We start from the raw sequence: 15,776 nt of genomic DNA, 5'->3' as shown, positions 1-15,776 counted from the left end.
CAGGTCATACAAAGCGAGCCGGGTACCGTAGGCCCGGACGGCAGCCTCGGCGCACATCCGGTGTGACGGCCGAGACCGACGGAGAGGGCTGGTAGGTAGCTATGGAAGAGCCGCGTCGCCTCGGCGGCCGGTACGAGCTGGGCCACGTGCTCGGCCGTGGTGGCATGGCCGAGGTCTACCTCGCGCATGACACCCGGCTCGGCCGCACCGTGGCGGTGAAGACGCTGCGCGCCGACCTCGCGCGCGACCCGTCCTTCCAGGCCCGGTTCCGCCGGGAGGCCCAGTCGGCCGCCTCGCTCAACCATCCCGCGATCGTCGCCGTCTACGACACCGGCGAGGACTACATCGACGGGGTCTCCATCCCGTACATCGTGATGGAGTACGTCGACGGCTCCACCCTGCGTGAGCTGCTGCACTCCGGCCGCAAGCTGCTGCCGGAGCGCGCCATGGAGATGACCATCGGCATCCTCCAGGGCCTCGAGTACGCCCATCGCAACGGCATCGTCCACCGCGACATCAAGCCGGCCAACGTCATGCTGACGCGCAACGGCCAGGTCAAGGTGATGGACTTCGGCATCGCCCGTGCGATGGGCGACGCCGGCATGACGATGACGCAGACCGCGGCGGTCATCGGCACGGCCCAGTACCTCTCCCCGGAGCAGGCCAAGGGCGAGCAGGTCGACGCCCGCTCCGACCTGTACTCCACGGGCTGCCTCCTCTACGAGCTGCTGACCGTCCGTCCGCCCTTCGTCGGCGACTCCCCGGTGGCCGTGGCCTACCAGCACGTCCGCGAGGAGCCGCAGGCCCCCTCCGTCTTCGACCCCGAGATCACCCCCGAGATGGACGCGATCGTCCTCAAGGCGCTGGTCAAGGACCCGAACTACCGGTATCAGTCGGCCGACGAGATGCGCGCCGACATCGAGGCGTGCCTGGACGGCCAGCCGGTCGGCGCCACCGCCGCCATGGGCGCGGTCGGCTACGCCGGTTACGGCGACGACCATGCGACCACCGCGCTGCGCCCGGACTCGCCCGCGGCCGCCACGACCATGCTCCCGCCGATGAACTCGGACGACGGCGGCTTCGGCTACGACGAACGCCCGGACCGGCGCCGCCAGCAGCCGAAGAAGGCGAACACCTCCACGATCCTGCTGATCGTCGCCGGTGTCCTGGTGCTGATCGGCGCCATCCTGATCGGCAAGTACGCGTTCAGCGGCAAACCGAGTGACAGCACCGTCCCGGCGCCCAACCTCGTCGGCGAGACCGAGAAGCAGGCCCGCACCACCGCCGACAACGTCGATCTGAAGGTCGACGTCACCGGCCGCAAGCCCTGCGACAGCCAGCCCAAGGGCCTCGTGTGCACCCAGGACCCGGTCAAGGGCACGCAGGTGAACAAGAACGACACCATCCACCTGGTGATCTCCACGGGCGCGCCCAAGGTGACCGTGCCGGACGTCCGGGGCATCCAGTACGACCAGGCCGAGGCCCAGCTCAAGGAGAAGGGCTTCGACGTCCAGCGCAAGGACGTGGTGTCGACCCAGACCCCGGGCGTGGTCACCGACCAGGACCCGCAGGCGGGCGTCGGCCAGCAGAAGGGCACCACGATCACGCTCACCGTCGCCAAGGCGGAGGAGAAGGTCACCGTGCCGAGCGACGTCATCGGCAAGTCCTGTGACGAGGCCAAGGCGGAGCTGCAGGGCATGGGCCTGGTGCCGACCTGCAACGACCAGCCGACGAACAACCCGGACGACGACGGCAAGGTCCTCGCGACCAACCCGCAGGCCGGACAGCAGGTCTCCAAGAACACGCCCATCGCGGTCAACGTGGGCAAGGTGCAGGGCGGACAGGTCCCGGTCCCGCAGATCCAGGGCAAGAAGCTCGGCCAGGTGAAGCAGATGCTCGCCCAGGCGGGCCTCTCGCTCGGCAACATCACCCAGGGCCCGAACGACGACAACGCGTTCGTCATCACGTCGAACCCGCCGCCCGGCACCCCGGTCAACCAGGGCCAGGCCATCGACGTGGTCACCGCCGGCGCGGGCGGCGGCAATGGCGGCCCCAACATCTTCGGTGGCGTCAACGGCTGACCGTCGTACACGCGAGTGGGCCCCTGCCGGAACCTCCCGGCAGGGGCCCACTCGCGTCGCTCTTACCTCAGCTCCGCCGGGAGCGTGCGCTTGGCGTCGACCTTCTGCACGCGGACCAGTTCGCCCCACACGACGTAGCGGTAGCGCGAGGTGTAGACGGGGGTGCAGGTGGTCAGCGTGATGTAGTGGCCGGGCTTCTTCCAGCCGGACTCCTTGGGGACCGCGTCGACCACGCCGATGTCGTACTTCGAGGTCTCCGGGAGGATCGAGGAGACCTTGTAGACGTACCAGTCGTCGCGGGTCTCGAAGACGATCGGGTCGCCCTTCTTCAGCTTGTCGATGTTGTGGAACTTCGCGCCGTGGCCGTCGCGGTGGGCGGCGAGGGTGAAGTTCCCCTTCTTGCCGGTCATGGGGAGCATGGCCTTGACCGGGTCGGTGTAGTAGCCGGCGACGCCGTTGTTGAGGACGTCGGTGCTGGTGCCCTTCTCGACCAGGACCGAGCCGTTCTTCATCGCGGGCACGCGCAGGAAGCCGATGCCGTCCTTGGTGTCCAGCGCGCCGGGGCCGGTGTCCGTGGCATGCGCCCAGTGCTCGCGCACCTTGTCGGCCTGTCTGTCGGCCTTGCGGTCCGCCAGCACGTTCGTCCACCACAGCGAGTAGACGACGAAGAGGCCGAGCAACACGCCCACGGTGATGAGCAGTTCGCCGAAGACGCTGACGGCCAGCGCGATCCTGCCCGGACGCCGGCGCCCCTCGGCGGGCTCCGGACCGGGCGCGGCAGGGATGTCCTCGGTCACTTCGTTCTCGTCGGCGGTGGCTGCCACAGTGTCCTAGCCCTTACTCGATGAGCGCGTCCGGCTTGCCCTTGCTGCGGGGGCGTACCTCGACCATCTTGCCCCAGACGATCAGCCGGTACTTGCTGGTGAACTCCGGTGTACAGGTGGTCAGGGTGATGTAGCGGCCGGGCTTGGTGAAGCCCGAGCCCCTCGGGACCGGGTCCAGCACGCTGGTGTTGGACGGCGAGGTGACCGGCAGTGTCGACGTCACCTTGTAGACGTAGTACGTGTCCTGGGTCTCGACCACCACGGGGTCGCCGGGAGTGAGCCGGTTGATGTACCGGAACGGCTCGCCGTGGGTGTTTCGGTGCGCCGCGAGCCCGAAGTTACCGGTCCTGGCGTCGGGCATCGCCGTCTTCAGCGGCGCCTCGCCGTAGTGGCCGACCATGCCCTTGTCGAGGACCCTGGTGGTGCTGACGCCCTCCGCGATCGGCGCGACGACGTCCAGCTTGGGGATGTGCAGGATGGCGAAGCCCTGTCCGGGCGCGAAGACCCCGGGGTTGCGCTTGCCGTTCGCCCAGTCGTCCTGGAGCTGGTGGGCCGCGCTGCCGGCCTGCGCGTGCGCGCGGACGTTGGTCCACCACAGCTGGTAGGTGACGAACAGCAGCATCAGCACGCCGGTGGTGATGAACACCTCGCCGATCACCCTGCTCGCGATCACCGCAGGACCGGGCTTGGCCAGCCGCGCCCGCCGCCGGGCCTCCACCCGGGTCAGCGGGCGGTCCGGATCGTCCTCCGGCCAGGCGGGAGGGGCCTTGGCGGGGGCCGACCCCGCGACCGCCCCGGCGGCCACCGCGACCCGGTGCCCGCCACGGCGCCCGCCGCGCCGCTTGGCCGCCTTCCTGCGGGCCGCGCGGCCACCGGGGGCGGGTCCCGTTACGGAAGGAGCCGCTGGGGCTCCAGAGGCCCCTGTGGGGCCCGCGGACGCCGGGTCGGCCACCCGCAGGGCCATGGTCTCCGCGTCGAAGGGAGCTTCGTAGGGCGCACCGCCGTGGGACTCGTACGGTTCCCCGCCGCCGTACAAGTCCTCGCGCTCGGGGCGCAGGGTGGTCACGCCGTGGCCCTGCCCACCACCGGGGCGAGCCCCGCCGACCTCGCCACGGCACCCTGGTCGCCGCACTCCGCCAGCCAGTTGGCCAGCATCCGGTGCCCGTGCTCGGTCAGCACCGACTCCGGGTGGAACTGCACGCCCTCGACGGGGAGTTCCCGGTGGCGCAGGCCCATGATGATGCCGTCGTGCGTGCGGGCCGTGACCTCCAGCTCGGCCGGTACGGTCGCGGGCTCGGCGGCCAGGGAGTGGTAGCGGGTCGCGGTGAAGGGGGAGGGCAGTCCGGCGAAGACGCCCTTGCCCTCGTGCTCGACCGGGGAGGTCTTGCCGTGCAGCAGCTCGGGCGCCCGGTCCACCACTCCGCCGTACGCCACCTGCATCGACTGCATGCCCAGGCACACGCCGAAGACCGGCACCCCGGTGGCCGCGCAGTGGCGGACCATCTCCACGCAGACACCGGCCTGTTCGGGGGTGCCGGGGCCGGGCGAGAGCAGGACGCCGTCGAAGCCGTCCTGGGCGTGCGCGGTCGACACCTCGTCGTTGCGCAGCACCTCGCACTCGGCGCCCAGTTGATACAGGTACTGGACGAGGTTGAAGACGAAGCTGTCGTAGTTGTCCACGACGAGAATGCGCGCACTCACTGGTTGTCCACCGTCACATCGTTGAAGGGCAGCAGCGGCTCGGCCCACGGGAAGACGTACTGGAACAGTACGTAGACCACGGCCAGGGCCAGGACGACGGAGACCAGCGCCTTCACCCATGCGTTTCCCGGCAGATGCCGCCAGATCCAGCCGTACATGCCGTCCTTGCCGTCCCTTCCGTGTCCCTACGGCACCAGACACACGCCGTACGTCACCAGACTAGCGGCGCGACAACCCGGACTTCGGTGGTTCCGCGGGTGAGCTAGCGGACGGGCTTCGCGTAGTGCAGGTCCACCGTGCCGGAGTAACCCGGCAGGGTGACGGTGCCGTCGTCGGTGACGTCCCAGCCGAGGCCGTAGACGTTGACGTACACCATGTAGGTCTGGATCGCCTTGCTGTCCGCGAGCGCCCGCTGGAGCCGCCCCGGGTCCCCGATCGCCGTGATCTTGTACGGCGGTGAGTAGACGCGGCCCTGGAGGATCAGGGTGTTGCCGACGCAGCGCACCGCGCTGGTGGAGATCAGCCGCTGGTCCATGACCTTGATGCCCTTGGCGCCGCCCTGCCACAGGGCGTTCACCACGGCCTGGAGGTCCTGCTGGTGGATGACCAGGTAGTCGGGCTGGGGCGGGGGATAGCCGGGGAGCTTGGCGGTGGCGTTGGGCGGGGCGTCGTTCAGGGTGACGGTGACGGCCTTGCCGGTGAGCTTCCGGGTGCCCGCGTCCTTCTCCAGGCCGGTCAGCCGCCGGTCCTGGGCCCGGGTGCTGCCGCCGTCGCTCTTCGCCAGGGACTCCACGCCGTCGCGCAGGGAGGCGTTGGACTCGTCCAGGTCCTTGTTCTTGCGGCTGCGCTGCTGGATCAGGTCGGACAGCTTCAGCAGGGAGCCGTCCTGGCGGATGTCGGTGCCCTTGGCCGTGTCGAAACTGGTGAAGAAGATCAGGCCGGCGAGCGCGAAGACGGCGGCGGTCAGCATCCGCACCGGGCGCATCCTCGGTCCGCGCCGGGGGCCGGAACCCATTGCTCCCGTACCGGGGGAGTCGGCAGAATTGCTCAACGGACCCTTACTCTCCTTCGGCGCCACTGAAGCACTACGCTAACGGACGCCCGGGGGAGTACACAGAGTCGTCATGTTGGCCACTTGTACGCTGCCCGAGCCCGACCAGTTACCTGCGCGGCCACGCAGCGCATCGACAGGAGAGACCCTCGTGCCGAAGTCACGTATCCGCAAGAAGGCCGACTTCACGCCGCCGCCGGCGAAGCAGGCCGCGGCGATCAAGCTGAACAGTCACGGCTGGGTCGCCCCTGTCATGCTGGCCATGTTCGTCATCGGCCTGGCGTGGATCGTCGTCTTCTATGTGACCGACGGCTCGCTGCCCATCGACGCGCTGGACAACTGGAACATCGTGGTCGGCTTCGGCTTCATCGCCGCCGGGTTCGGTGTCTCCACGCAGTGGAAGTAGAGCGGCCCGCCACGGCCGTCGACGGGCTCTGCCCACGGCTTCTCCGCTGAGTTATCCACAGGCCTGAGGATTTCCACATCTCACCTGGGGAAAAGACTACGATCTGTGGATAACTCATCGAGCGTTGACGCCGGTACGACTGCCCTACCGGTTGACACACATCCGTTCGCACCCGGCACGACCTGCGAAAACACATCCGAGCGGTAACAGGCGCAGCTGATACCGCACAATGTGCACAAGATCCGGCGCCCTCTGTGGACAACGGTGCGGGATCAGGTGAGCTGAGTGGTCCTGACCAGGGTGAGAACGGCCACCGCCACAAGGACCAGCGCGCAGGTGCCGTACTGGACGAGCGTCCGGTGCCGGCGCGGGGCGTGCACCATGGCGTACCCGACGACGACGCCTGCCACCAGGCCGCCGACGTGTGCCTGCCAGGCGATGTTGAAGCGGGGGGTGAAGGTGATGATCAGGTTGATCACCAGCAGGGCGAACAGCGGCCGCATGTCGTAGTTGAGCCGCCGCATCAGCACGCCGGTCGCGCCGAAGAGGCCGAAGATCGCACCGGAGGCACCGACCGACTCCGCGTTCGGGGCGGCGAGCAGATAGGTGAGCGCGCTGCCCGCGAGGCCCGAGACGAAGTACAGGGTGAGATAGCGGGCGCGGCCCAGGGCCGCTTCCAGGGGACCGCCGATCCACCACAGGCTGAACATGTTGAACAGCAGATGCGTGAACCCGGCGTGCAGGAACATCGAGGTCAGCAGGCGGTAGTACTGCCCCTCGGCGACGCCCTGCAACCCCTGGAGCAGGGGGGCGTACGCGTGCCCGAACATCTCGAACCGCTGGGTGAAGGCCTCGCCGACGGCCTGCTGCACCAGGAACAGGGCGATGTTGAGCCCGATCAGCACCTTGGTGAGCAGCCGGGGGTCCGCCGTCATGGTGCCGCCCGCCAGGGTGCGCGGCCGGGCCGCGGCCATGGCGCGGGTGGCACCGCCACCGCCGCCACCGCCGCTCCGCGCGGGTCCGCCCCCGTGCACGCACTCGGGGCACTGGAAACCGACGGAGGCGCTGACCATGCACTCGGGGCAGATGGGGCGCTCGCAACGGGTGCAGCGCACACCGGCCTCGCGGTCCGGGTGCCGGTAGCACACGGGCACGCTCCGGGCGTCCGGGGTGCTGCTTGCGACGTGGTCCATGATCCCCTCGCTCCTCAGGCACTCCCCCCGCACATACCCCGCCCCGCCCATCCTTACGGACGAGCGGGGCGTTTGGTTCCCCGTGGGGCGTGCCGTCAGCCCTCGCGGGTCTCGACGACGACCGACTCGATGACGACGTCCTTCTTCGGACGGTCCCTGCGGTCGGTCTCCACGGCCGCGATCTCGTCCACGACCTTCTTGCCGGCCTCGGTGCTGACCTCACCGAAGATGGTGTGCAGGCGGTTCAGGTGGGGCGTCGGGCCCACCGTGATGAAGAACTGCGAGCCGTTGGTGCCCGGGCCGGCGTTGGCCATCGCGAGCAGGTAGGGCTTGTTGAAGGCCAGGTCCGGGTGGAACTCGTCCTGGAACCGGTAGCCCGGACCACCGATGCCGGAGCCCAGCGGGTCACCGCCCTGGATCATGAAGCCCTGGATGACACGGTGGAAGATGGTGCCGTCGTAGAGCTTGTCGCTGCTCTTCTTACCGGTCCCCGGGTGGGTCCACTCGCGCTCGCCCTTGGCCAGCTCGACAAAGTTCTTGACCGTGACGGGCGCGTGGTTCGGAAACAGCCGGACCTCGATGTCGCCGTGGTTGGTCTTCAGGGTGGCGTAAAGCTGCTCAGCCACGATCTACCTTCCGTCGTCTTCCTGTGACGCTCCGATCCTCGCATGGGTGGGACCCTGCGGCGCCAGTCGGCCAACCGAAGGAGCGAGCGGCACCCATATGCCCGTCCGCGCATGCCGCCGGGACCGTTGGCAGGCATGATCCGTAAAAGGGTGGAAAGTCGAATTCCGTACGCCACCGAGGAGGAGGAAACCCGTGACCCGCATTGACAGCGTGCGCGCCGCGACCGGCTCGGCGAGGGACAGCGTGCTGCACGCCGCGGAAGTGGTGGCGCCCTACGCCGACACGGCCAAGGAGCGTGCCGCGTTCTACGCGCAGGAGGCACGCGTACGGCTGGCGCCCGTGGTGTCGCAGGCCGCCGAACAGGCCCGCGTGCAGTACGACGCCCGGCTCGCCCCACGTCTGGAACAGGCCCGGCGCACCTATGTCCCCCCGAAGGTGGATCTCGCCGCGCAGGAGGCGGCCTGCCGTACCCGTAAGGCCGCTCGGCAGGCGGCCGAGTACTCGCGCCCCCGGATCGAGCAGGCGGTGGCCGCCGCCGCGCCGGTGGCCGACGAAGCCGCGGCCCGGGGCGCCGCCGTGCTGGCCGCGCTGCGCGGCCAGGTCTCCGCCCAGGACATCCAGAAGCTGGCCCGGCGCAACGCGCGCAGGTGCCGGATGGGCCAGGCCGCGAAGATGCTGGCGCTGGCGGCCCTGGTGGCGGGCGGCGCCTACGCGGCGTGGAAGTGGTGGGATCGGCAGGCCAACCCCGAGTGGCTGGTCGAGCCGCCGGCCGCGACGGAGGTCCCCGAGTCGGGTGGCATCGGCCCGGTGGACGGCAGCGGCGGTGAGGAGCAGGCCTGAACCAGTTCCCGGAACGGGCTCCTTCCTGAGGAAGGAGCCCGTTTCACGTGAAACGTCCGCCGCCGCGGGTGAGTTGACGCCGCGGTCGGCCGACCGATCCGCGGGAGGGCTTACCGGGCCTCGATGTGGGACCTGGTCAGTGCGAAGATGATCAGCAGGTCCAGGGCCATGACGGGGATCGCCCACGCCGGGTAGTACGGCACGAACATGAACTGGGTGATCAGGCTGGCGCCCGCCGCCACCACGCCGGCCCCGCGGCCCCACCTCTGGCCCGCGAGCAGGCCGAAGCCCGCGACGACGAGCGCCAGGCCGATGATGAGGTGGATGATGCCCCAGGGCGTCAGGCCGAAGTTGTAGGCGTACCCGGTCGACGCGACGAACAGCCTGTCGTTCGCGATGCCCGCCGCCCCCATGAGGATGCTGAGCGGCCCGCTGAGCATCAGCATGGCCCCGGCGGCCATGGAAGCGCTGTCGACGGTATGTCCGCCTCCGGGCCCACCCTGCCCGCGCTGTGTCTTGTTGGGTATCGCCGTCATGGGCGTCGCCTTCCTGTCGGGCACGGCCGAGACCACACAGCGGCCGTGCGGAGCCAGCCACGCTCTCCCTGACAGGATCACCGCAATCCCCCGGACCTGCGACCGCAGCCGCCCCCACTGCCGCCCCGACACACAAAAAGCCCCTCTGACCTGCACGTTCGCAGATCAGAGGGGCTTTCGGTCGTGGAGCCTAGGGGAGTCGAACCCCTGACATCCGCCATGCAAAGACGGCGCTCTACCAACTGAGCTAAGGCCCCGGGAAAGGGATGGCTCCCGGAGGGTGGTGGTCCCGGCCGGTGCCGGGGACCAGACTACCGGGTCACCCCCCGTATCCCGCAAAAAGATTGGGGGTCCCCGCGAATGACCACGCTCCGTAAGATGCTCAACCGTGGTTCGCTACAGCGAACCGCGGTTTTCAGGGGAAGCGATGGGGAGACGCAATGGACGCCGCACAGCAGGAAGCCACCGCCAGAGCGAGAGAGCTCCAGCGGAACTGGTACGGAGAGCCGCTGGGGGCCCTCTTCCGTAAGCTGATCGACGATCTCGGGCTCAACCAGGCCCGTCTCGCGGCGGTCCTGGGACTGTCCGCTCCGATGCTCTCGCAGCTGATGAGCGGCCAGCGCGCCAAGATCGGCAATCCCGCCGTGGTCCAGCGGGTACAGCTGCTTCAGGAGCTGGCGGCACAGGTGGCGGACGGCAGCGTCAGCGCCGCCGAGGCCACCGAGCGGATGGACGAGATCAAGAAGTCCCAGGGGGGCTCGGTGCTGAGCAACACCACACAGACGACGAACGGTTCGGGCGCGCCCACCGTCAAGCGGGTCGTCCGTGAGATCCAGTCGCTGCTGCGCTCGGTGGCCGCCGCGAGCGACATCATCGAGGCCGCGGACGCGCTCGCCCCGACCCAGCCCGAGCTGGCCGAGTTCCTGCGGGTCTACGGCGCCGGCCGCACCTCCGACGCGGTCGCGCACTACCAGTCGCACCAGAACTGAACGCCCGCCCGGCGCTGGGGGAAGCCGGGAGGGGCGGGGCCCGAGGGGGAGGAGCTGCGGCAGTCATGGGTGAGATGTTCAACGGCCGGTACGAGCTGGCCGACCCGATCGGGCGTGGCGGCGCGGGCGACGTATGGCGCGTCTGGGACCACCGGCGGCGGCGCTATGTGGCCGCCAAGGTGCTCCAGCAGCGCGACGCCCACTCCCTGCTGCGCTTCGTGCGCGAGCAGGCCCTGCGGATCGACCATCCCCATGTGCTCGCGCCGGCCAGCTGGGCCGCCGACGACGACCAGGTGCTGTTCACCATGGACCTGGTCGCGGGCGGCTCCCTCGTCCGTCTCGTCAACGACTACGGCCCCCTGCCGCCGGCGTTCGTGTGCACCCTGCTCGACCAGCTGCTCTCCGGGCTCGCCGCCGTCCACGCGGAGGGCGTCGTGCACCGGGACATCAAGCCCGCCAACATCCTGCTGGAGGCGACCGGTACCGGCAGGCCGCGGCTGCGGCTCGGGGACTTCGGCATCGCCATGCGGTTCGGTGAGCCGCGTCTGACGGAGACCAACCTCGTGGTGGGCACGCCCGGTTACCTCGCCCCGGAACAACTGGCGGGCGCGGACCCGGACTTCACCGCCGACCTGTTCGCCGTGGGCCTCGTCGCCGTGTACCTGCTCGAAGGCGCCAAGCCCGACGCCGGGGAACTCGTCCGGTACTTCACGGAACACGGCACACCGGGCGCGCCCAAGGGCATCCCCGGGCCGCTGTGGGAGGTCGTCGCCACGCTGCTCCAGCCCGATCCGGAGGCGCGGTACCGCTCCGCCACGGGGGCGCGCAAGGCGCTCGCCGCGGTCATCGAACTCCTGCCGGAGCCGACGCTGGACGACGAGCCGGTCGAGATCTTCGACCAACTCCCGCCCTTGCCTCCGGGGTTCGGACCGGACGGGCCCGTGAAGAGTTCCCGGGCGCCCGGTGCCACCCCGCTGCCGGACACCCCCGCCGACACCGGCTCCCTGTCGGACACCGGAAGCTTCCGCCTCCCGCCCCCGCCGGCCGCCGATCCCACCCCGCCCCCGCCCCTCACTTCGCCCCTCACCCCGCCGCCCCCCGCCACACCCCCGACCCCCACGCCCTCCTACAGCTCTTTACCTTCACCGCCCACGCCGACCCCCTCCGCCGCACACCCCGCACACCCCGCGCACCTCACGCAGCCCGCGCACCTCACGCAGCCGGGCGACAGCGTCACCGCCGCCTACACCGCCCCGGGCCCCCAGGCCCCCCGGATCCCGCAGGCTCCCCCGCCCGTCACCCCCCGGGCCCCGGCCGCGCACGGCCGGCGTGCCCGCAGGCGCCCCGGCCCCCCGGCCAAGGCCGTCGTCCCGATCCTGCTGCTGGCGCTGGCCTGCTACGCCGTGGGTTTCTGGGCGCTGACCCGGCTCTGAGCCCGCCGGGCCGCCAGCGTCCACCCGCCGAGCACCAGCAGCAGCGCGGTCCCCAGCCCGATCCCGCCGGCCGCGACGGCCTTCATCACCGGCGAACCGTCGCTCCCGCCGCCGTCACCGCCGCCGCCCCCGATCGCCATCGCCGCCCCGTCCCCCGCCGTGACCGTGAAGACGCCGTCCGGCGCGGGCCGCCCGGCATACCCGGGCCCGGCGTGCGCGCGGCCGTCCACGCCGACCCGCAGCGTCACGTCGTACGGCCCCTGCCCGAAGGTCCGGGTCAACTGGTCGCTGAGGTGCAGCACCAGGTAGTAGTCCCCGGCGAAGCGCAGGGCGTCGACCGCGGCGGGGGCGGCGTAGCGGTTGGCGTACTCGACGGGCGGGAGCGGCGCGAGGGCGACGGGCTTGCGGACGCCGGTGTAGCCGAGGGAGACGTCGTCGGCCAGGCCCCGCACGGGGTCGTACAGGGAGAGGTCCAGGGCGCCGCCGACGTACCCGTGCCCCGCCGCGTCGCCCAGTTCGGCGGTGGCCCGCAGCCGGCGGCCCCAGTCCAGCGGCACCTTGTAGAACACGGTCTGGCCGGGCACGAGCGCGGTCCGCCAGACCCCCTGGCCCAGCGGGCGGGCCGTGGCGAAGCCCGCCCCGCCGTCGCGTTCGCGGGCCTCGCCGGTGAGCGGCTCGGGCGAGGCGGAGTCCCAGGCCCGGGGTGCCTCGGTGGGGCCGGGGGAGGCGAGCCGGGGTTCCATGACGGGCGCCATCTCCAGCTCCCAGGGCGACGAGGTGCCCGTACTCCCCGCGTCGAGGCGTTCGACCAGCACGGAGTACGTCCCCGCGCCCTGGCACAGCGCCCGGCCGGCCTCGCGCTTGCCGAGAGCGGTGACCGGACGCGGGCTGAGCCCGGCGCCGATGCGTGCGGTGGCGAAGGAGCAGGCCGTGCCGTGCGCGTCCCGGACCGAGACCCGGATGCCGTCGGTGGAGGTGACGGTGGCGTGCGCGGGCGGTACGGCGGTGACCGGGACGTAGGCGGTGGAGGTGGCGTCGGCGAGGTCGAGGCGGTAGGTGAGCCGGCCGTGCGCGGGCAGGGTGCCGCGGTAGACGCGGCCGGGTTCGAGGCGGGGGGCGTCGGCGGCGGAGGCCGTGCCCTCGACGGGCCGGGCGCCGGGGGCGAAGGCGTAGGACCCGGTGCCGTTGCCCGGGCCGGGAGCGGCGGTCGCGGGGAGGGCCGGGAGCAGGCCCGTGCCGCACAGCCCCAGCGCCAGGATCACGGCGGCCGGGCGCCCGCGGCCCCGCCCCCACGCCGTACGCCCGCACCCCCGCACGTGTGCACCCCCTATGTCACGGCCTCGGGGGCCATCCTGCCCCGCGAGCCGCCGCGCCATCAGGGCAATGCGCGGGAGCGTCCGAAAGATTTCGCCCCGCCCGCCGAGGGCCGCGGCTACACCACCGGTCGAGGCCCCGCAATCCCACGCAAAGACCCCGGCCGCTTGGTGCGACCGGGGCCTGCTGAAATTCTGGAATCGGACTCACGAACCCGTGGGCACGGAGTCAGTCGCCTCCGTCCACAGGTCCTGCTCGGCGCGATCCGCCTGGATCTGGCGGTACACGAGGAGCCCGCCGATGGCGGCCAGTGCGACCAGGAGCAGCTTCTTCACCGCGCGACCTCGTCTTTCCTTGACGTAGGGGACCTCTGGCGCCCGACTATACACACCGACCGATATCGATCGGTGACCTATGTCCGGCCTCAACTCCGGCCCCTGCCAGCGCAATAGCCCAGGTCGGGCGCCGTTCCGATCGGAGGGTGATCACACCCCCACGGACGGTCACCACGCCCCTGACTCCGGGCGCGCTCACCGGGATTCAGGGGTTTTCCTACCTTCTTACGGCCATCCGAGTGGTGTTCATCAGAACATCGCCGCGTCGCGGGCGTCGGTCCACCACTTCGCGAGCCTCGTACACATCATGAGGTAAGTACGCAAATCGCCCAACCTCGAAAGTGAGGGGCTATGGACCAGAACAAGGTCATGAAGCTGTGGACCGCCATCGTCACCGCCTTTCTCGCACTGTGCAGGACGCTCGGATTCATGAGCGCCGACACCGCCCCCGCGGCCACCGCGCCGGGCACCGAGAACCCCCGCACCGGGACCCCGCGCGGCGCGGGTCCGGCGATCCCGGCACCACGGCACTGGACCTGGTCCTCCACCAGGGCCCTGCCCCCCACGATGAAACAGCGGATCAGGGCCGAGGCCCACGGCAAGTCCCCCCGGTGCCGGCACCGACCTCTCGACGAGATCCAGCTGACACTGGACGGCCTCGAGACACAGAAGGCTCGCGAGACGCAGGAGACGGAACGGACGGGACAGGAGGCAGAGGCCCTGAGGCACTCCGCATCGCTCGACTGCTGAACCGGCTCCCCTCTCCGCTCGACTCCTCTCGACTCCTCTCGTCTCCTCGGCACCGCGACGTCTCGACAACTCGGCGACTTGCGTACGCATCGGTCGACACGGAAAGGACCCCCGGCCACGGCCGGGGGTCACGCGCGCGCTCCCGGGGGCCGGAACCGCCCGGGACGGGGCCTGAGACGATGGCCCCGACATCCCGGAGAGGTTCTGAGAGGTGGTGAGTGCTGCCGTGACCCGGCGCGCCACCGTTGTCACCGTCGTCACCGCCGTGCACGCCCCGTCGGCCCGGTTCCTGCCGGACGCCTGGGCGTCCCTGCGCGACCAGCGACTGCCCGGCGACGCGCGCTGGGAGTGGGTGATCCAGGAGGACGGCACGACGGACGAGGTCCGGCCGTACGTCCCCGAGGACCCACGCGTCACCTTCCGCCAGGGCAGACCCGGCGGCCCCGGGGTCGCCCGCACGATCGCGCTGGCGCACGCGCGCGGCACCTATGTGAAGGTCCTGGACGCCGACGACCGGCTCACCCCGGGCGCCCTCGCCCGCGATCTCGCCGCGCTGGAGGCGGATACCGGCCTCGGCTGGACTACGTGCCGGGTCCTGGACCTGCTGCCCGACGGCTCCACGGCCGGCTTCCCCGGCGACCCGGAGGAGGGTCCGGTGGAACGCGGCACCGTCCTCCGGTACTGGAAGGCGAACGACTTCCGTCCCCCGGTCCATCCGGCGACCCTCTGCGTGCGCCGGGACCTGCTGACCGCGCTCGGCGGCTGGATGGCGCTGCCCGCCTCCGAGGACACGGGGCTGCTGCTGGCGCTGAACGCGGTGAGCCGCGGCTGGTTCTCCGCCGAGGCCGGACTGCTCTACCGCAAGTGGGAGGGGCAGGTCACCGGCCAGTCGTCGCACAGCGACCCCGTCGAGCGCACGGCCCGCGCGGCGGTCGCGGAGGCCAGGGCCCGCGCGCTGGCCGGCCTCGGCTGGACGTATCCGGGGCCGTGAGCCCCATATCGAGCCCCGGGGGCCCTACTCGGTGAACACGATCGCCTGGGAGGGACACCGCTCCGCCGCCTCGCGGACCCCGGGTTCGTCGACGGCCCCCTCCTTGCCGGGGAGCACCACGCCATAGCCGTCCTCGAACGCGAACACGGCCGGCGCCCGGAACGCGCACTCGGCGGAGCCGTAACACGCGGCGCGGTCGACGGTGACCCTCATACGTCCTCCAGCCCTGGGCAATCCGGGTTCCAGGACGTCACTGCCCGGCCGGGCGGGCACTCAACCAACCTGTCCCGCGGCCACGGCTGACGTCCGGTCAGTCACCGGACACACCGCGCCGGACAGGTCCCCTGCCCGCCGGCACCGGTCCCTCCCCTCGTGGGGACCGGTGCCGGACGGTGCGGGACGTCGATCCGCGCCTCGTCGGCGTAGCGGCGCGGATCGAAGTTCGAGGCGATGAGATTCGTGAGGAGAGTCGGGGGGAAGGTGGGGGTGGGGGTGGAGCGGCCGGACGCGTGCGGCTCAGCCGACGGACCTACGCGCGGCTTTCGATGGAAGTCGACCGAAAATGTGCAACGCCATGAGGTGTCTCTCCGAGCGCCGGGCCGGTGGCCTGTCCGGACGGTCTGTGACGGTTCCGCTACCAGGGTTGCGATCCTGCCATTTGTCGCCACCGGGGAGGAGATCCCGGTCTCCGGAGCGGGGCTTATC

18 protein-coding genes and 1 tRNA gene are annotated in these 15,776 nt (G+C 71.0%); 7 read left to right on the top strand and 12 right to left on the bottom strand.

Going from position 1 to position 15,776, the window contains the following annotated elements; genetic code table 11:
• Positions 1 to 101: 101 nt before the first annotated feature.
• Positions 102 to 2,081: a Stk1 family PASTA domain-containing Ser/Thr kinase gene (pknB, locus tag AB0927_RS08925; protein WP_366666831.1), complete on the top strand. Its 1,980-nt coding sequence runs from the start codon at positions 102 to 104 to the stop codon at positions 2,079 to 2,081.
• 62 nt (positions 2,082 to 2,143) lie between these two features.
• Here the strand turns inward: pknB and AB0927_RS08920 are convergent, their stop codons facing one another.
• The 5 genes from AB0927_RS08920 to AB0927_RS08900 all read right to left on the bottom strand — a co-directional run bounded on the left by AB0927_RS08920 (position 2,144) and on the right by AB0927_RS08900 (position 5,657).
• Positions 2,144 to 2,905, bottom strand: coding sequence for a class E sortase (locus tag AB0927_RS08920; protein WP_366666830.1), 762 nt, complete (start codon positions 2,903 to 2,905; stop codon positions 2,144 to 2,146).
• A 13-nt stretch (positions 2,906 to 2,918) separates the two neighbouring features.
• Positions 2,919 to 3,962, bottom strand: a complete 1,044-nt coding sequence (locus AB0927_RS08915; protein ID WP_366666896.1) for a class E sortase — start codon at positions 3,960 to 3,962, stop codon at positions 2,919 to 2,921.
• A 5-nt stretch (positions 3,963 to 3,967) separates the two neighbouring features.
• Positions 3,968 to 4,606 carry an aminodeoxychorismate/anthranilate synthase component II gene (locus tag AB0927_RS08910; RefSeq protein ID WP_362170440.1) on the bottom strand — a complete coding sequence of 213 codons (639 nt, stop codon included), beginning with the start codon at positions 4,604 to 4,606 and terminating at the stop codon, positions 3,968 to 3,970.
• Complete coding sequence (locus AB0927_RS08905; RefSeq protein ID WP_366666829.1) at positions 4,603 to 4,764, bottom strand: hypothetical protein; 162 nt, start codon at positions 4,762 to 4,764, stop codon at positions 4,603 to 4,605. The genes AB0927_RS08910 and AB0927_RS08905 overlap by 4 nt, the downstream gene beginning before the upstream one ends.
• A gap of 104 nt (positions 4,765 to 4,868) precedes the next feature.
• Complete coding sequence (locus AB0927_RS08900; RefSeq protein ID WP_366666828.1) at positions 4,869 to 5,657, bottom strand: DUF881 domain-containing protein; 789 nt, start codon at positions 5,655 to 5,657, stop codon at positions 4,869 to 4,871.
• A gap of 151 nt (positions 5,658 to 5,808) precedes the next feature.
• Here AB0927_RS08900 and crgA point away from each other — a divergent pair, with 151 nt between their 5' ends.
• Positions 5,809 to 6,063, top strand: coding sequence for a cell division protein CrgA (crgA, locus tag AB0927_RS08895; protein WP_046423655.1), 255 nt, complete (start codon positions 5,809 to 5,811; stop codon positions 6,061 to 6,063).
• A gap of 272 nt (positions 6,064 to 6,335) precedes the next feature.
• Here crgA and AB0927_RS08890 read toward each other — a convergent pair whose 3' ends face one another.
• Together AB0927_RS08890 and AB0927_RS08885 are read right to left on the bottom strand one after the other, a co-directional pair.
• Positions 6,336 to 7,256: a rhomboid family intramembrane serine protease gene (locus AB0927_RS08890; protein ID WP_366666827.1), complete on the bottom strand. Its 921-nt coding sequence runs from the start codon at positions 7,254 to 7,256 to the stop codon at positions 6,336 to 6,338.
• Positions 7,257 to 7,351: 95 nt separating this feature from the next.
• A complete protein-coding gene (locus AB0927_RS08885; protein WP_366666826.1) occupies positions 7,352 to 7,882 on the bottom strand; it encodes a peptidylprolyl isomerase in 531 nt (176 codons plus the stop codon).
• A gap of 193 nt (positions 7,883 to 8,075) precedes the next feature.
• On the opposite strand from AB0927_RS08885, the gene AB0927_RS08880 reads away from it, so the two are divergent.
• Positions 8,076 to 8,723, top strand: coding sequence for a DUF5324 family protein (locus tag AB0927_RS08880; protein WP_366666825.1), 648 nt, complete (start codon positions 8,076 to 8,078; stop codon positions 8,721 to 8,723).
• A gap of 110 nt (positions 8,724 to 8,833) precedes the next feature.
• On the opposite strand, the gene AB0927_RS08875 is transcribed toward AB0927_RS08880, so the two are convergent.
• Together AB0927_RS08875 and AB0927_RS08870 are read right to left on the bottom strand one after the other, a co-directional pair.
• Positions 8,834 to 9,259 carry a hypothetical protein gene (locus AB0927_RS08875; RefSeq protein ID WP_366666824.1) on the bottom strand — a complete coding sequence of 142 codons (426 nt, stop codon included), beginning with the start codon at positions 9,257 to 9,259 and terminating at the stop codon, positions 8,834 to 8,836.
• A gap of 184 nt (positions 9,260 to 9,443) precedes the next feature.
• A tRNA-Ala gene (locus AB0927_RS08870) sits at positions 9,444 to 9,516 on the bottom strand.
• A gap of 183 nt (positions 9,517 to 9,699) precedes the next feature.
• On the opposite strand from AB0927_RS08870, the gene AB0927_RS08865 reads away from it, so the two are divergent.
• Positions 9,700 to 10,248, top strand: a complete 549-nt coding sequence (locus AB0927_RS08865; protein ID WP_285556615.1) for a DNA-binding protein — start codon at positions 9,700 to 9,702, stop codon at positions 10,246 to 10,248.
• Between the two features lie 65 nt (positions 10,249 to 10,313).
• Positions 10,314 to 11,681 (top strand): serine/threonine-protein kinase, encoded by a 1,368-nt coding sequence (locus AB0927_RS08860; RefSeq protein WP_366666822.1) that lies wholly within the window; start codon positions 10,314 to 10,316, stop codon positions 11,679 to 11,681.
• On the opposite strand, the gene AB0927_RS08855 is transcribed toward AB0927_RS08860, so the two are convergent.
• Both AB0927_RS08855 and AB0927_RS08850 read right to left on the bottom strand, forming a co-directional pair.
• Complete coding sequence (locus tag AB0927_RS08855; protein WP_366666820.1) at positions 11,645 to 12,943, bottom strand: hypothetical protein; 1,299 nt, start codon at positions 12,941 to 12,943, stop codon at positions 11,645 to 11,647. The two genes, AB0927_RS08860 and AB0927_RS08855, sit on opposite strands and share 37 nt — an antisense overlap.
• Before the next feature lie 258 nt (positions 12,944 to 13,201).
• The gene (locus AB0927_RS08850) at positions 13,202 to 13,330 is read right to left on the bottom strand and encodes a DLW-39 family protein (protein WP_003999697.1); all 129 of its coding nucleotides are present in this window, start codon (positions 13,328 to 13,330) and stop codon (positions 13,202 to 13,204) included.
• 351 nt (positions 13,331 to 13,681) lie between these two features.
• Between AB0927_RS08850 and AB0927_RS08845 the strand changes: the two genes are divergently transcribed.
• Positions 13,682 to 14,080 (top strand): DUF6344 domain-containing protein, encoded by a 399-nt coding sequence (locus AB0927_RS08845; RefSeq protein ID WP_366666819.1) that lies wholly within the window; start codon positions 13,682 to 13,684, stop codon positions 14,078 to 14,080.
• A gap of 214 nt (positions 14,081 to 14,294) precedes the next feature.
• Positions 14,295 to 15,071: a glycosyltransferase gene (locus AB0927_RS08840; RefSeq protein ID WP_366666818.1), complete on the top strand. Its 777-nt coding sequence runs from the start codon at positions 14,295 to 14,297 to the stop codon at positions 15,069 to 15,071.
• Positions 15,072 to 15,095: 24 nt separating this feature from the next.
• On the opposite strand, the gene AB0927_RS08835 is transcribed toward AB0927_RS08840, so the two are convergent.
• Positions 15,096 to 15,284 (bottom strand): ferredoxin, encoded by a 189-nt coding sequence (locus AB0927_RS08835; protein WP_366666817.1) that lies wholly within the window; start codon positions 15,282 to 15,284, stop codon positions 15,096 to 15,098.
• Positions 15,285 to 15,776 lie beyond the last annotated feature (492 nt).

It is taken from the genome of Streptomyces sp. NPDC048106 (genome assembly GCF_040706415.1).
Lineage (GTDB): Bacteria > Actinomycetota > Actinomycetes > Streptomycetales > Streptomycetaceae > Streptomyces.
The sequence above is the reverse complement of the archived record's forward strand: the minus strand, read 5'-3'. Positions and strand labels throughout refer to the sequence as shown.

What these genes read in the sequence shown, in the direction of transcription:
- pknB (WP_366666831.1), top strand. Translation starts at nt 102, where the DNA reads ATGGAAGAGCCGCGTCGCCTCGGCGGCCGGTACGAGCTGGGCCACGTG.
- AB0927_RS08890 (WP_366666827.1), bottom strand. Translation starts at nt 7,256, where the DNA reads ATGGACCACGTCGCAAGCAGCACCCCGGACGCCCGGAGCGTGCCCGTG.
- AB0927_RS08865 (WP_285556615.1), top strand. Translation starts at nt 9,700, where the DNA reads ATGGACGCCGCACAGCAGGAAGCCACCGCCAGAGCGAGAGAGCTCCAG.
- AB0927_RS08835 (WP_366666817.1), bottom strand. Translation starts at nt 15,284, where the DNA reads ATGAGGGTCACCGTCGACCGCGCCGCGTGTTACGGCTCCGCCGAGTGC.
- AB0927_RS08875 (WP_366666824.1), bottom strand. Translation starts at nt 9,259, where the DNA reads ATGACGGCGATACCCAACAAGACACAGCGCGGGCAGGGTGGGCCCGGA.
- AB0927_RS08860 (WP_366666822.1), top strand. Translation starts at nt 10,314, where the DNA reads ATGGGTGAGATGTTCAACGGCCGGTACGAGCTGGCCGACCCGATCGGG.
- AB0927_RS08845 (WP_366666819.1), top strand. Translation starts at nt 13,682, where the DNA reads ATGGACCAGAACAAGGTCATGAAGCTGTGGACCGCCATCGTCACCGCC.
- AB0927_RS08905 (WP_366666829.1), bottom strand. Translation starts at nt 4,764, where the DNA reads ATGTACGGCTGGATCTGGCGGCATCTGCCGGGAAACGCATGGGTGAAG.